Source organism: Cupriavidus sp. D39 (assembly GCF_026627925.1).
GTDB lineage: Bacteria > Pseudomonadota > Gammaproteobacteria > Burkholderiales > Burkholderiaceae > Cupriavidus > Cupriavidus ulmosensis.
In genome coordinates this window covers 205,077-218,991 of the sequence record NZ_JAPNLE010000007.1, presented here as the reverse complement: position 1 = coordinate 218,991, position 13,915 = coordinate 205,077, and the positions used below count along the sequence as shown (strand labels likewise).

General features: G+C 65.8%; 11 protein-coding genes and 2 pseudogenes. 4 read left to right on the top strand and 9 right to left on the bottom strand.

What is annotated here, in order from left to right; all coding sequences use genetic code 11:
• Window positions 1-39 precede the first annotated feature (39 nt).
• Window positions 40-1,314 (bottom strand): cytochrome P450, encoded by a 1,275-nt coding sequence (locus tag OMK73_RS08040; RefSeq protein ID WP_267601564.1) that lies wholly within the window; start codon window positions 1,312-1,314, stop codon window positions 40-42.
• Between the two features lie 214 nt (window positions 1,315-1,528).
• Here OMK73_RS08040 and OMK73_RS08035 point away from each other — a divergent pair, with 214 nt between their 5' ends.
• On the top strand, window positions 1,529-3,175 hold the full coding sequence (locus OMK73_RS08035; RefSeq protein WP_267601563.1) for a phytoene desaturase family protein: 1,647 nt from the start codon (window positions 1,529-1,531) through the stop codon (window positions 3,173-3,175).
• On the opposite strand, the gene OMK73_RS08030 is transcribed toward OMK73_RS08035, so the two are convergent.
• The 8 genes from OMK73_RS08030 to OMK73_RS07995 form a co-directional block, all read right to left on the bottom strand.
• Entirely contained in the window at window positions 3,155-3,889 is a 735-nt protein-coding gene (locus OMK73_RS08030) for a TetR/AcrR family transcriptional regulator (protein ID WP_267601562.1), read from the bottom strand. The genes OMK73_RS08035 and OMK73_RS08030 overlap by 21 nt on opposite strands.
• Before the next feature lie 116 nt (window positions 3,890-4,005).
• Complete coding sequence (locus tag OMK73_RS08025) at window positions 4,006-4,626, bottom strand: SDR family oxidoreductase (RefSeq protein ID WP_267601561.1); 621 nt, start codon at window positions 4,624-4,626, stop codon at window positions 4,006-4,008.
• Window positions 4,627-4,636: 10 nt separating this feature from the next.
• On the bottom strand, window positions 4,637-5,038 hold the full coding sequence (locus OMK73_RS08020) for a TetR/AcrR family transcriptional regulator (protein WP_267601560.1): 402 nt from the start codon (window positions 5,036-5,038) through the stop codon (window positions 4,637-4,639).
• A 116-nt stretch (window positions 5,039-5,154) separates the two neighbouring features.
• Window positions 5,155-5,883 carry an SDR family oxidoreductase gene (locus OMK73_RS08015; RefSeq protein WP_267601559.1) on the bottom strand — a complete coding sequence of 243 codons (729 nt, stop codon included), beginning with the start codon at window positions 5,881-5,883 and terminating at the stop codon, window positions 5,155-5,157.
• Between the two features lie 130 nt (window positions 5,884-6,013).
• The gene (locus tag OMK73_RS08010; RefSeq protein WP_267601558.1) at window positions 6,014-7,420 is read right to left on the bottom strand and encodes an acyl-CoA reductase; all 1,407 of its coding nucleotides are present in this window, start codon (window positions 7,418-7,420) and stop codon (window positions 6,014-6,016) included.
• A 7-nt stretch (window positions 7,421-7,427) separates the two neighbouring features.
• A complete protein-coding gene (locus OMK73_RS08005; RefSeq protein WP_267601557.1) occupies window positions 7,428-7,595 on the bottom strand; it encodes a hypothetical protein in 168 nt (55 codons plus the stop codon).
• 7 nt (window positions 7,596-7,602) lie between these two features.
• Complete coding sequence (locus OMK73_RS08000) at window positions 7,603-8,847, bottom strand: hypothetical protein (RefSeq protein WP_267601556.1); 1,245 nt, start codon at window positions 8,845-8,847, stop codon at window positions 7,603-7,605.
• Between the two features lie 124 nt (window positions 8,848-8,971).
• Entirely contained in the window at window positions 8,972-9,979 is a 1,008-nt protein-coding gene (locus OMK73_RS07995) for a helix-turn-helix domain-containing protein (RefSeq protein ID WP_267601555.1), read from the bottom strand.
• Window positions 9,980-10,116: 137 nt separating this feature from the next.
• Here OMK73_RS07995 and OMK73_RS38195 point away from each other — a divergent pair.
• The 3 genes and pseudogenes from OMK73_RS38195 (at window position 10,117) to OMK73_RS07975 (ending at window position 13,907) form a co-directional block, all read left to right on the top strand.
• A pseudogene (locus OMK73_RS38195) lies at window positions 10,117-11,439 on the top strand (MFS transporter).
• A gap of 95 nt (window positions 11,440-11,534) precedes the next feature.
• Window positions 11,535-12,713: pseudogene (locus OMK73_RS07980) on the top strand (cytochrome P450); the annotation flags it as partial.
• 162 nt (window positions 12,714-12,875) lie between these two features.
• Window positions 12,876-13,907: a hypothetical protein gene (locus OMK73_RS07975; protein ID WP_267601551.1), complete on the top strand. Its 1,032-nt coding sequence runs from the start codon at window positions 12,876-12,878 to the stop codon at window positions 13,905-13,907.
• The last annotated feature ends 8 nt before the right edge of the window (window positions 13,908-13,915 follow it).

Below are 13,915 nucleotides of genomic sequence, written 5' to 3'. Positions count from 1 at the left end.
TGCAGCGCCCCCGCCCCTCCCAGCGGTGAATCCCAGCAGTTAATCCCAGATGACCGGCACCGAATGCGGCCCGCGCAACTGCGCCCCCGCGATTCTGGGGGCCGGCTTGTCCGGATCCAGCCGCAGATTGGGTAGCAGGTCCAGGATGGCGTTGACCGCCGCCTGAAGCTCGATCTTGGCGATGTATTGGCCGATACACATATGCGCGCCAAAGCCAAAGCCGAAGGAAGGCTTTGGCCTGCGGTCGATATCGAAGGTCTCGCTGTCCTCGAAGGCTTCCTCGTCGCGATTTGCGGATGAGACGATGCACTGGACCATCGCGCCCTTCGGCACCAGGACACCGCTAATCTCTACGTCCTTCGCCGCCTGTCGCACCTTGAAGGTGGCGACCGGCTCGAACCGCACCGCTTCGTCGATCGCCTTGGGCACCAGGCTGCGGTCCTGGCGCACCCGCTCCAGCAGCGCAGGCCGCTCCAGCAGCAGCGTCATCAGCGAGCCGAAGGTGCGAGTGGTGGTTTCGCCCGCGGCGGGCAGCAAGGAGCGCACGAAAGTGGCGACCTCATGGTCGTCCAGCCGGCGCCCCTCGTACTCGGCACGAATCAGCCGGCCGATCAGGTCGTCGCCATTGGCGCCATCCTTGCGGACCTGGACCACCTCCACCTTGACTGCGTCGTAGAGCGCCTGTGCCGCAGCCATGGCCGCCTTGCGCGCCGCGGCCGCCCGTTCGGCATCGACCTGCGGGCCGGCCAGGATGGCCAGCGCCCAAGCAGCGTATTGCTCCACCCGTTCAGGCGTGTCATCCGGGAAGCCGATCAGCGAGTAGATCAGCCGGATCGGGAAATGCAGGCCGAAGTCCATCAGGTCGGCCCGATTTGCGGCTGCCATCGGCACGATGTATTCGTTGCGCACGATCGGATCCATCTTGGCATCACGCCAGCGGTTGACCACCTCGGGCATGAAGACAGGCTGCAGCAAGGCGCGCGCGCGGCGGTGCGCGTCGCCGTCCATGCCGGTCAGGATCAGTCCGTCGAAGAACGCGCCCAGGCCTTCGGCGATAAAGCCACTGGTGAAATTGGTGGCGTCGCGCAGCACCGCCATCACGTCCTTGTACTTGAACAGGGTGAAGGTGGGCCGGTCGGGGTCCAGCCCGGCGATGGTGGGCACGCCCAGGCGTGCCATGAAATCCTCCGCGATCACCGGCGAATTCCTGCGCATGTCGCGGTAGATCGCATGCAGGTCGACATCGCTGCCGCGGTAGTTCTCCGCCACGCCGGCAAAAGCCGTCTCGAGGGCGGGTGCTGCGCTGTTGCTCATCTCGGTCTCCTTACTGGATGTCATTGCCCGGGGATACGTACCGGGGAAGCGTCCGTATGGCCGCATTACCGTTTGACCCCGGGTCAGCAATATTTTATTGAACACTTTTCGCAATTGTGATCCACTTAAGCGATACGGGCAAGACCAAACGCACTGACCGGAGCCATCCGGGCGCCAAGGCTGCACCCAGAACGACAAACAGGATGGAGACAACATGACAAGCAAGCAAACCCACGATGCCATCATCGTCGGCGGCGGCCACAATGGCCTTTCGGCTGGCTGCTACCCGGCGGCCGCCGGCAAGAAGGTGCTGGTGCTCGAAGCGCTGGACAAGGTGGGCGGCATGGCCTCGTCGGGCTACCTGATGCCTGAGGCGCCTGGCCACCTGGTCCACCCTTGCGCGCTGGACATGATGTCGATGCGCGTGCATCCGCGGGTGCCGGCGGAGCTGGAGCTTGAGCGCCATGGCTTCCGCCAGATCGAACTGACCCCGGGCTATGTCTACCTGCATCCGGACGGCACCTCGCTGGTGTTCTGGCGCGATCCCCAAAAGACCGCCGACGAAATCCGGCGCTTCAGCCCCAAGGATGCGGACGCTTTTCTGACCTTCATGGATGTGGTGCTGGCCTTCATCGATATGGCCGTGCCCATGATGCGGGTGGACCCGGCCGAGCTGAACGTGGGCGCCAAGTTCGAGGCGTTCCGCGCGGCCTTGCGCAACCGCAAGCTCAAGCCCGAGCTGATGACGCTGCTCACCGGCTCCGCCTACCAGGCGGCGCTGGAGCGTTTCGAGCACCCGGTCACCATCTCGGCCATGTGCTGCCTGACCGGCCTGGCCGGCCCCATCACCAGCGACGGCAGCGGCATCTACTACGCGCTGCTCGGCTTCCTGCACCGCTTCGGAGTTGGCCGGGTGGTGGGTGGCATGCAAACGCTGTCCAATGCGATGGCCGCCCGCTTGCGCGAACTTGGCGGCGAGATCCTGACGTCCGCGTCGGTCCAGGAGATCGTGGCCGACCAGGGCCGCGTGCGCGGGGTGCGCCTTGCCAATGGCCGCGAGTTCCACGCGCGCGCCGTGATTGCCAGCTGCCACCCCAAGGTGGCGCTGGACCTCGTCACCGCGGGCCAGGTCGAGCCACGGCTGCTGACACGCATCACGCACGCGCCGGCCAACGCGCACGGCGCGTCGCCCCTGAAGGTCGACATGGCCCTTAACGGCCAGATCTCGCTCAAGCGCTTTGAGGACCAGCGCGGCGACGGGCTGGACCTGCGCAAAACCTGCCTGCTGATCGGCACGACCGAAGCCGTGCTGGAGAACTTCCGCGCTTCGGCGCGGGGCGAGGTGCCTACCCTGCCCTACCTCACCATTACCGCGCCGAGCGCCGTGGACCCATCGCTGGCGCCCGCCGGGCAGGATACGGTCTACCTTTATCCGCCCGCCATGCCGACGCAGCCACGCGAGGGCTGGGATGCCATCCGCGAGCGCGTGACGCAGCAGGTGATCGATCAGGCCAGCCAGTACGTCGACGGCCTGAAGACGCAAGAGATCGCCCGCCGGATGGAAGCCGCGCCGGATTTCACGCGGCGCCTGAATACCGTCAACGGCTGCGTGGTGCATATCGACACCAGCACCATGCGCTCCAATACGCTGCGCCCGGCCTACGGCCTGGGAGGTAACACGCTGCCGGTGGCGGGCCTGTATTTCGGCGGCGCGGGCATCCACCCGGGTGGCGGCGTCAATGGCATGCCGGGGCGTATCGCAGCCCAGCGCGTGCAGCGCTTCCTGGGCAAGAGCGAGCGCAGCAGCATGAGCGCGCTAGCGATTGCCGGTGCTGTGCTTTCAGCGTGGGGCATGGGCTGAAGGTATGCAAGCCACGGCATCGGCCGCCGGGCGCTGCAGCGAGGGGCGCTCGCCGGCCAGCACCGCGGCCAGCACGAAGTCCACCGAGAACTGGCGCCACGCCGCTACCCCCTGCGGCGCGGTGGTATCGAACCCGGCCACCGCCGACACCGTATAGCGGTTGGTAAAGCCGCCGGTGGTCAGCAGCGCCGAGGCGGCATAGAACAGGCGCGCGTCGATATCGGGCCGGAATTCGCCGCACTGCGCGCCGCGCAGCAGGATGCGCTCCATCTGCGCCACCAGTGCGGGCGCGCGGGCCTGGAAGCGGTTGGCACGCTGGGCGTTGTGCTCGTGAAAGCGCAGCCCTTCCTGCGCCAACGAGCCTAGGGTCGGGTCGTGGCGGTACTGGTCAAAGGCATGCTCCAGCAGCACCCGCAGCGCCTGCGTGGGCGGCAGGTGATCCAGTTCCAGCGCCAGCAGGTCCGCCAGCACATCCTGCGCCGACTCATCCAGCACGCTGGCAAACAACTGGTCCTTGCTGTTGAAGTAGTGATAGACGAGCTGCTTGGTCACGCCCGCCGCGCGCGCGATGTCGTCCACGCGCGCGCCGGCCAGCCCTTTTTCAGAGAATGCCTGGCGCGCCTCCTTGAGCAGGCGGCCGATGGTGGCGCGCTTGCGGGATGGCGAGGCGGGCGTATCAACATCTGGCGCGGGATCGGGACCGGGAGGACACATGGCTTGAGTGATGAGATGGGGGCGGGCAACCGGCCAGCCGATGGCCGGCGGCGCCGCTCCCGCATTCTAAGGCCGAAGCCGCGCAAACATGCCCTCTCGTATTCCCTCCCCTCCGCTCAGAACGACTGCGACAGCGGCCGCACGACGATCTCGTTCACTGCCACATGCCCGGGCTGCGAGATCGCATAGACCACGGCATCAGCGATCGCATCCGCCGACATCGCGCCCTCATAGAGTTGCTGCGCCCGCGCCTTGAACGCCGGCACGGTAATGCTCTCGGTCAGCTCGCTCGCCACCAGCCCCGGGCAGATCGAGGTCACCCGCACCTTGCCCACGCATTCCTGGCGCAGCCCCTCGCTGATCGCGCGCACGGCGAACTTGGTGCCAGAGTACACAGCCCCGCCGGGGCCGACCGTCAGGCCCGCCACGGACGAGATATTGATGACATGGCCCGCCCCCTGCGCCAGCATGCCGCCGAGCACCGCGTGGATGCCATACAGCACGCCCTTGATATTGACATCGATCATGCGGCTCCAGTCGTCGACGCAACCCTGTGCAATCAGCGACACCGGCATGATGCCCGCGTTGTTGACCAGCACATCGATGCGCCCGAAGCGGGCTTGGCGCTCTCGAAGGGCTGCGCGTTCCTGGGCGCCTCGATGCTGGTCAGCGCCGGGCATCGCGCCGGCGCCGCTGCCACTGCAGGGTTGCGGGCCGCGCCGGCCTGGAAGCCGCATGGCGACGTCATCAAGGGCGTTGTTGCCCGTGAAAGCGCGGCCCTGCCGGCGCCAACGAGCCTAGGGTCGGGTCGTGGCGGTACTGGTCAAAGGCATGCTCCAGCAGCACCCGCAGCGCCTGCGTGGGCGGCAGGTGATCCAGTTCCAGCGCCAGCAGGTCCGCCAGCACATCCTGCGCCGACTCATCCAGCACGCTGGCAAACAACTGGTCCTTGCTGTTGAAGTAGTGATAGACGAGCTGCTTGGTCACGCCCGCCGCGCGCGCGATGTCGTCCACGCGCGCGCCGGCCAGCCCTTTTTCAGAGAATGCCTGGCGCGCCTCCTTGAGCAGGCGGCCGATGGTGGCGCGCTTGCGGGATGGCGAGGCGGGCGTATCAACATCTGGCGCGGGATCGGGACCGGGAGGACACATGGCTTGAGTGATGAGATGGGGGCGGGCAACCGGCCAGCCGATGGCCGGCGGCGCCGCTCCCGCATTCTAAGGCCGAAGCCGCGCAAACATGCCCTCTCGTATTCCCTCCCCTCCGCTCAGAACGACTGCGACAGCGGCCGCACGACGATCTCGTTCACTGCCACATGCCCGGGCTGCGAGATCGCATAGACCACGGCATCAGCGATCGCATCCGCCGACATCGCGCCCTCATAGAGTTGCTGCGCCCGCGCCTTGAACGCCGGCACGGTAATGCTCTCGGTCAGCTCGCTCGCCACCAGCCCCGGGCAGATCGAGGTCACCCGCACCTTGCCCACGCATTCCTGGCGCAGCCCCTCGCTGATCGCGCGCACGGCGAACTTGGTGCCAGAGTACACAGCCCCGCCGGGGCCGACCGTCAGGCCCGCCACGGACGAGATATTGATGACATGGCCCGCCCCCTGCGCCAGCATGCCGCCGAGCACCGCGTGGATGCCATACAGCACGCCCTTGATATTGACATCGATCATGCGGCTCCAGTCGTCGACGCAACCCTGTGCAATCAGCGACACCGGCATGATGCCCGCGTTGTTGACCAGCACATCGATGCGCCCGAAGCGCTTGCGCCCCGCATCGGCCAGCGACTGCAGTGCCGCCGGCTGGGTGACGTCGGTGGCGGCCCACAGCACGTTGTCGCCAAGTTCGGCGGCCAGCGCCGCCAGCCTGTCCTCCCGCCTTGCGCCCAGCACCAGCCTGGCGCCGCGCCTGGCGAGCTGGCGCGCACATGCCTCGCCAATGCCGCTGCTGGCGCCGGTGATCATCACGACCTTGCCTTCGATTGCGTCCATGGTCTCCTCTTCCTTTCTGTCTTGAAACGATTTTGCCTTTGAGTGATGCTGAACTGCGGCCGGCATCGACACCGGCCGCGCGTTCAGCCCGCCAGCGATTCGATCAACGCGGAATCGCCTGCCTCTTCCGTCACCCACTTGACCATGCGGCGGATCGGTTCGATCGCGTCCTGTCGGTCCAGGTTGTGCTGCAGCGTGGCTGCGGCCCCCAGCGACACAAGCCGCTGCGCCCCTGGAAGGCCAGCTTGTCTCGCATCGCCACTTTCAGGGATTCCGGAAAAACGCCGATGGTCTGCGTATAGGCGTTGACCGAGCGCACCGCGGTATCGATCTCGTCGATCGGCACCAGGTTGCCGACGCGGCAGCCCAGGATGCGCGAGAAGCTCACCGGCGCGCCGTCCCTGGACACGATCATCGCGCCCTCGTTGCGCTTGCCGCCGAAGACTGTGTAGTCCTCGTCGATCATGCGGATGCCGTCGATCTCCTCCTTGAGCGCGGGATCGAACGCCTTGTGCGGGGTCGACAGCGTATCGGGCAGCGTCTGCAGCGCCTCGAAGGCCAGGCGTGCCAGCGCTTCGCAGCGCGCCAGGCCCGCCGCGTCCGTGCCGGATTGCACGTAGACCACCCGCGCGCTGACGCAGGCTTCCTGGTTCTGCGCGCCGACATCCAGCGCCAGGCGCCGGGCCACGCTGGCCAGCGTGGCGTCATCCTCGAACGCCTCCTTGCCGATGATGGTGCCGCTAAGCTTGGGATCCAGCGTGATCAGGTCCAGGCCGGGCTGCAGGTATCGGGTGATGTGCTTGACCGAATCGAAGCCACCCCAAGCGATCAGCTTCTCGACCTTGCGCGGGTCGTAGATGCGCTGCTCCACCTGCTCATTGCCGCCCTTCCAGTAAGCCACGCTCAGGTGGCGCGTCAGCGGATGGTCCGGCGCCATGTCGATCATCGTGCGCGCGATCGCCATCGACGTCAGCGGATCGTTGGAAGGCGCCTTGATGATGGCATCGGAGCGCGTCAGCGCATTGCGGATCACGGTCAGCACGGCCACCACCGGCGCATTGCCAGCGATCACATGCACGCAGCGCGCGCCGAAGGCGCGGGTCCGGGCCGTGATGCCCGGGATCAGCGCGCCCGGCTGCTCCACCCAGCCTTCCAGGTAGTCCGCGCCAACCGAGCGCGCGACGATGTTGTAAAGCTCCTCCCGGTGGAACAGGCGTGGCATGCGCGTGTAGTGGAAGCGCAGAATGCTCTCCGACAGGCCCGAGGTGGCGCACGACAGCGCAAACGCTTCTTGCAGGTGCCGGTTGTCCGAGAAGTTGAGGTGCTGCCCCAGTTCGACCAGATAGTCGACGATCTGGTCCAGGCTCAGCGTGTACAGGTCGGCCATCATCGACGGCGCGCGCAGCGTCAGCTCGTCGGCGTATTTGCCGACATCCGGCGCGGTGAACGACACGCCGCCACGGCGGCCGCCAAAGGTCAGTTCGTCACCCTCGATCACCTTGCCGCGGATGATCAGCGGGACTTGGTAGGTAGTCATTGCAGTCTCACTCCGACAGTTCGTTCAGGAAGCTCAGGGCCTGATCATGCGCGGCGGGGGCGCCGGCGCAGATCACCTTGTCGTCGCCGCCCTCCTTCTCGCTGTAGCGGCGGATATCCGGCAGCAGGTAGGCCCCGGTGCGCCCACAGGCGCAAGGCTTCTCGAAGCCGTGCATGGTGATCTCATCGCCCGTCACCAGGCCGGCCCAGTAGGTGCTGGTCAGCAGGTCCAGCGAGGCAAAGCGCCCGGTCAGGCCGTCCTTGCGCGGCAGCGGCTTGCCGGTGGCCGGGTCGAGCAGGAACGGGATGGTGGTCGGGGGGACGTGATAGTGCCCGTGTTCGCAGCGCATGCTGAAGCCGATCTGCTCGCTGCAACCGTAGAACTCGTAGAAGCTTGTGGAAGCCGAGAAACTCCACCAGTTGTTCGCGCCAGTTGTCGGGCATGTTCTTGCCCTTCTTGCCACCACCGGTGTGCAGCACGCTGCCCGGGCCGAACACGCTGCGCGCGCCCTGCGCCAGGCCCTCGGCCGCGGTGTCGTAAAGGATGGTCCAGACCGCGCCGATATACACGTCCTTACCACCAAAGCGCCGGATCGCGTCGGAGAAAAACGTCTTCAGCTGCTGCGGGCGTTCGCGCTCCACGCGCACCAGCTCATCGCGCTTGGCCAGCAGCGTGTCGGAGATCTGCAGCGTGCCCAGTTCACCCTGCGCCTCGGCTGCGGCCAATCGGCCGGAGAGGGAGGCAACGTCGGCCGAGAAGCGAGAGTCCGGGTACATGAAAAGCGCATTGTCCTCACCGCCGGCGTACATCTCCACCTGGTAGCCGCTGCCCCGCGCCGCCGCGCTGGCGCCCTTGCGGTAAGTCGGCGCAATCAGCGGCCGCTTGTTCTTGATGAGATCGGGGCCGGTGCCGGGACCGCGCCAGTCGCGGATGCGATTGGCCGAAAGCTCGATGTTCTGGCGCCATTCCTTGTCGGTGCGCGGCAGGAAAGATAGCTTGCCGGTAGTGCCCGAGGTATGGAACACGCGCAGGCTGGTCTTGGCATCCAGCAGGTCCACCCAGTCGTCGATCAGCTTGACGCCCGTGGCATCGACCTGGCTCAGGTCCTGGGTGGTCAGGCCGTTGAGCCAGCGCGTGAGCTTATCGAACTGGCCGCGTTCCAGATAGGACATCGGGTAGGACTTGTACACCGTGTGCGCGAACAGCAGCGGCGCGACGTCGTCAATGCTGCGGATCTCGTCGATGCCCTGCTCCGTGGCCAGCTTGTCGAGCACGGGGATCTTGCCGCGCATTTCGGCAAAACGCTTGCGCACGCCGTTGAGCTGGATGTCCCGGATCTGGTCCGGCGTAAGGCGGAAAGCCTCGTCATAGCAGGCGCCGATGAGCGCCGTGGGCTCGTCCAGCAACCTGGCATACAGGTCGGTCATGGTGTCTCCAGAGGTGGAATGGCGGGTCGCCGTAGCGAAGCGCACTCTGTTTTTCGGTGCGTGCCTAATCCTATGAAAGCCATGACTTGAACAGAAGCAGAACCGGTTTCTCTGTCCAGTCAAACTATCGCTGGACGGACATCTCGTGCGCTGGAGCGGCCTGCAGGCCGAGTGCGTCCAGCCGGTACTCGCGCGGGCTGCGCCCCGTGACCTTGCGGAACGCTGCGCCAAACGCGGCCGGGCTCTGGAACCCGCACTCGAAGGCCACGGCCTTGATCATCACCCCGCGCCGCGACAGGAGCGCCTTAGCCTGGCGGATGCGGGCGTCCGCCATAAAGGCGCCCAGCGTGCTGCCCGTACTGTTCTTGAATGTGCGTGCGAGATGGCGCGGGCTGATGCGGCACGCGAGAGCAAGCTCTGCAATGCTTGGCGAGGGGCCGCTGGCCGCCTCCACCCGCTCGCGGATCAGGCGCAACTGCCATGGCGCCAGCCGGCTGCCGCCGAGCTTGAGCGAATCCTCGAAGCCCCTGAAATGGCGTGCAACGTGCACCAGCATCGAGAGCACCAGCGACTCGGCCAGCACGTCGCTGCCGAACCCCGGCGCAAGCGCCTCGCGTGCCAGTTGCAGCATCGCTTCGCGTACCGGAGGGATGCGCAGGTCGCGGCACAGCGCCAGTTCGCCATTGCTCCATTGCCAGTCACGCAGGCCGTCGAGCCATGCGGCGTCGAACATGCAGCAAACCACGCGCCGGTCCATCGGGCCGCAGCGGACATGGAACGTCTGGCCGGCCGGCACCAATACGCTGTCACCCAGCGTGGCGAAGGCCGTTTGCGCTTCTTCGCCGCCACGGAACGCGCCGCAATCCGCGCCGGAACGTCCGCTCAGGCACAGATCCATATAGCTCATCGAAGGCCGGAACACCGCATCCAGCGGTTCATCCAGTGTGAGCGTGCGGACGTTGACCTCCAGACTGGGCGTGCAGATATGCGCATCCACAGACAGGCGCGGCGCAGGCATGCGCTGGCGCCGGATGAATTCGCCGCCCGCCACCGTATAGAGGTCCGAGGCAGGGACGCCGGCGAACCCCGTGGCGTTCACGCTGCGCGAAGCGTTCGAGACATGTTGGTCCATGGGTAAGGCCGATGAAGGCACGTGCGGAGATACCCTTAATATCCCCAAAATAATACACACAATATTGATTAGTGTCTAATATCCGACGGAATCAACGAACCCCGGGACCTGCCGCAGGCGCGCCGGGGCACATACGAATGGAGCCCAGCATGACCACAGTGCAGCCGCCTTCCGCGCCCGCATCCCCGGCGACATCGCCGCCCTTGCCTTCCGCCCTCGACCTGCGAGAGTTCAAGCTCGGCTGGCGTGCCTTGTGCGTCGCGCTGGTCGGCAATGGCACCGGCGTCGCCGCGTTGCTGCTGTATGGCTATGGTGCGATGGTCGTGCCCCTGCAAGAAGCCTTCAGCTGGGAGCGCTCGGCGCTGCAGGCGGCGATGAGCTTCATGTTCGGCGGCACCGTCATCGCCGCGCAACTGGCCGGCTGGCTGATTCTTCGCCACGGCGCGCGCATCGTCGCCACGCTGTCGGTGCTGGCGCTGGCGGCGGGGTTCATGGGCATGACCTGCCTGCGCGGCTCGATCTGGGCGCTGTATCTCGGCTTCGCTTGCCTGGGCATTCTGGGGCTGGGCACCTTGCACCTGACCTGGATGCAACTGGTGAATAGCTGGTTTGACCGCAATCGCGGCCTGGCGCTGGCCATCACGCTGTGCGGCTCCGGCATTGCCGCGGCCGTGCTGCCGGCCCTGGTGACGTGAAGCGTCACGCGCTGGGACTGGCGCGCCGGCTTTCTTGCCATGGCGGCGATCCTGCTTCTGCTGACGCTACCCCTGATGCTGATGTGGATGCAAGCGCCGGCAGGAGCCACCTTTACCCGCACGGGGCCCGCGGCAAACGGCACGGGCACCGAGCCCGGTGTGACCTTTCACCAGGGGCTGCGTTCGGGCAAGTTCTGGCGCTGCAATATCGCGCTCGTGCTTGCGGTTTCCGGCGTGGTGGCCATGGTCACCAACACGATCCCGGTGATGCGCGACAAGGGCCTCACGGCGGGCGAGGCCAGCCAGATCTTTGGCGGCTTCGGCGTCTCGCTGATTGTCGGGCGTATTGTGGTGGGCTACCTTGCGGACCGGGTATGGGCGCCGGGCATCGCGGCGCTGGCATTGCTCCTGCCAGGCGCGGGCTGCCTGATCCTGGCTTATGGCAGCCACGATCACGTGATCTTGCTGCTGGCCGTGACCATGATCGGCGTGGGCGCGGGGGCGGAGTACGACGTTGCATCCTTCCTGATTGCCAAGTACTTCGGCATGCGGGAGTACAGCCGGCTGTTCGGCGCGCATACCGGCCTCATCACCATTGGCGCATCGCTGACACCGTTGCTGGTGGGTGCCCTCTACAAGCTCAGCGGCTCCTATGACGGGCTGCTGGCCTATGCCGTGATCTGCTTCGCAGTCGGCCCATTGCTGCTGCTAACGCTCGGCCGCTATCCGACGTTTGCTCCCGCGTTTGACGGCGCGTCAAACTAAGCCTGCGGACTTCGGCGCGACATCTCGCTACGATGCAAATCAGCTTGACACAATCAACTCAGGATGCCCACCAGGGCTCATGAAGGAGACACAGTATGAATGCACCACTTGAGGCTCCCGTGCTTGATCTCGAGGCCGCTTACCACGCCGTCTCGGACACCTTCCGCGGCCCCGACCTGAATCTCCAGACCCTGTGCCGCGAGATGCGTCACAACAACCCGGTGATGGAGGGCGACTTTGTCGCGACGCATCTGGGCGTCCCGACCAACGCCGGCGCAAAAGCCGCCAAGTGCGCGCTGACCTTGTTCAAATATCGGGACGTGATGGCGGTGATGCGGGATGCGGCCACCTTCACCAATGGCTTTATCGCCGAAGGCTTCGGGGCATTCTTCGATGGCCTCATCATTCTGGCGATGGACGGGGACGCGCACCGCCGCGCCCGCGGCCTGCTGCAGCCGGTGTTCATGCCCGAGACCGTGAACCGCTGGCGTCCCGAGATTGATCGCCTGATCCGGAAGGACTTCCTTGAACCCCTGGTGCCGCAGAAGAAGGCGGACCTAATGGATTTCGGCCTGTACTTCCCGATACGCGCGATGTATGCCCTGATGGGCTTTCCGACCGACGACCCCGCCAGGTTCAACCAGTACGCCACCTGGGCGCTGTCCATGGTGGCGGGTAACCAGGTCGATCCCGAGAAGATCAAAATCTTTGGCCCGATCTCGGCGGCTGCGGTAAAGAGCCTCTACGATGCGGTCAAGGAAGTCGTCGTACGGCGCCGCGCCGAAGGCGCCGACGGGGACGACCTCATCAGCCGCCTCATGCGTGCCGAGTACGAGGGCCACAAGCTCGACGACCACGAGGTCACCACCTTCGTTCGTTCCCTGCTGCCGGCCGCGGGCGAAACCACCACCCGCACTTTCAGCTCGGTCATGACACTGCTGCTTGAACGCCCGGAACTGGTGGAACGCGTGCGCAAGGACCGCAGCCTGATCTCCAAGGTCATCGACGAGGCAGTGCGCTTCGAGCCCGTTGCCACCTTCAAAGTGCGCCAGGCCGCGCGCGACGTGGAGATTGCCGGCGTCAAGGTGGCCAAGGGCGCGCTGGTCCAGTGCATGGTGGTTTCCGCGAACCGCGACGAAGAGGCGTTCGACCAGCCCGATACCTTCGATATCGACCGCAAGCCCAAGCCATCCTTCGGCTTTGGCTTCGGCACCCACATGTGCATAGGCCAGTTTTTCGCCAAGGTCGAGATGCAATGCGCGATCAACGCCATCCTCGACCTGTTCCCGAACATTCGCCTGGATCCGTCCAAAGCCGCACCGCGCATTACCGGTGCGCAGTTGCGCGGCGCCAAGTCGGTGCCGGTGATCTGGGACTGAACAGGGCATGCGCCTATCCCGCCTGCCTCGGAAAAACCCACGGATACCCCACTCGCCATGAAGCATCCTACGACACTCCCCGAACGCGGGGACTTCGCTTACCAGACCCTGGTCGGCCCGCACAAGGTCAGCGGCCGCGCCCTGCACGACCTGCGCGGGTTCTTTGGGCTCAAGCCCACCAAGGGCATGCCCTTTGGCTGCGTGCGCGACGAAGAGGGCGAGATCTACGCCTTCGTACGCGCCGTCAACGAACCTGGCAGCACGCCTAACCCCACCAAGTTCATCTACCTGTCCACCTGTGTGGACGGCGAGCACCTGCGCATCGACAAGTCGCGCATCGAGCCGCGCGCCATGACGCTGTTTCCCAAGCGCTGGCTCGAAGGCGACACGGCGTGCTGGTCCAGCCTGGAAGGCGAAACCGGCGCCCCCTGGCTGCTCACGGTATCCGGGGAGTGCCTGAGCTGGAAAGAAGACGGCCTGTTCGAACTCGGCGGCCCACTGCTGGGCCAGGGCATGCAGTGGTATCTGCCCGGCCCGGAATGGGGAACGTTCTATGTTTCCCAGATCTACGACATCGCCGGCACCTGCGAAGGCCGGCGCGTGAAGGGCCTGATGGCCTTCGACCAGGCCTACATGGCCGAAGGCGGCGCCATCCATTTCAAGAAGGACCTGGTCGTCAACAACAAGATGCATGTGATCTGGTGGTCGTTCGCCACCGTCTACAAGGACGGCAGCTGGGACGTAGGCTCCTTCATGGTGGGACACGACAACCTGGGCTACGCCATCTTCCAGAACGACAAGGGCGAGATCCGCACCACAACCGACATCGAAGGAAGCGTCAGGCACAAGGAAGGCAGCTACTTCGTGGAGAGCGCGCGCATCGTGCTCGACGGCAAGGAGGAATGGGAATACCTGCCCTGCCCCAAAGGGGAAATGATCGACTTTGTAGGCGGCTTCCCGGTCACGGCGCAGCAGGAAGGCCGCTGGCGGCGCGTCGGCGACACCCGCGAGCCGGACCGCTGGCTGGGCTGGGGCGAATCCGACCGGCGCAACGGCACCGCGCGCAATGTGCGCGGCGCCGACCTCTGACAGCGAGA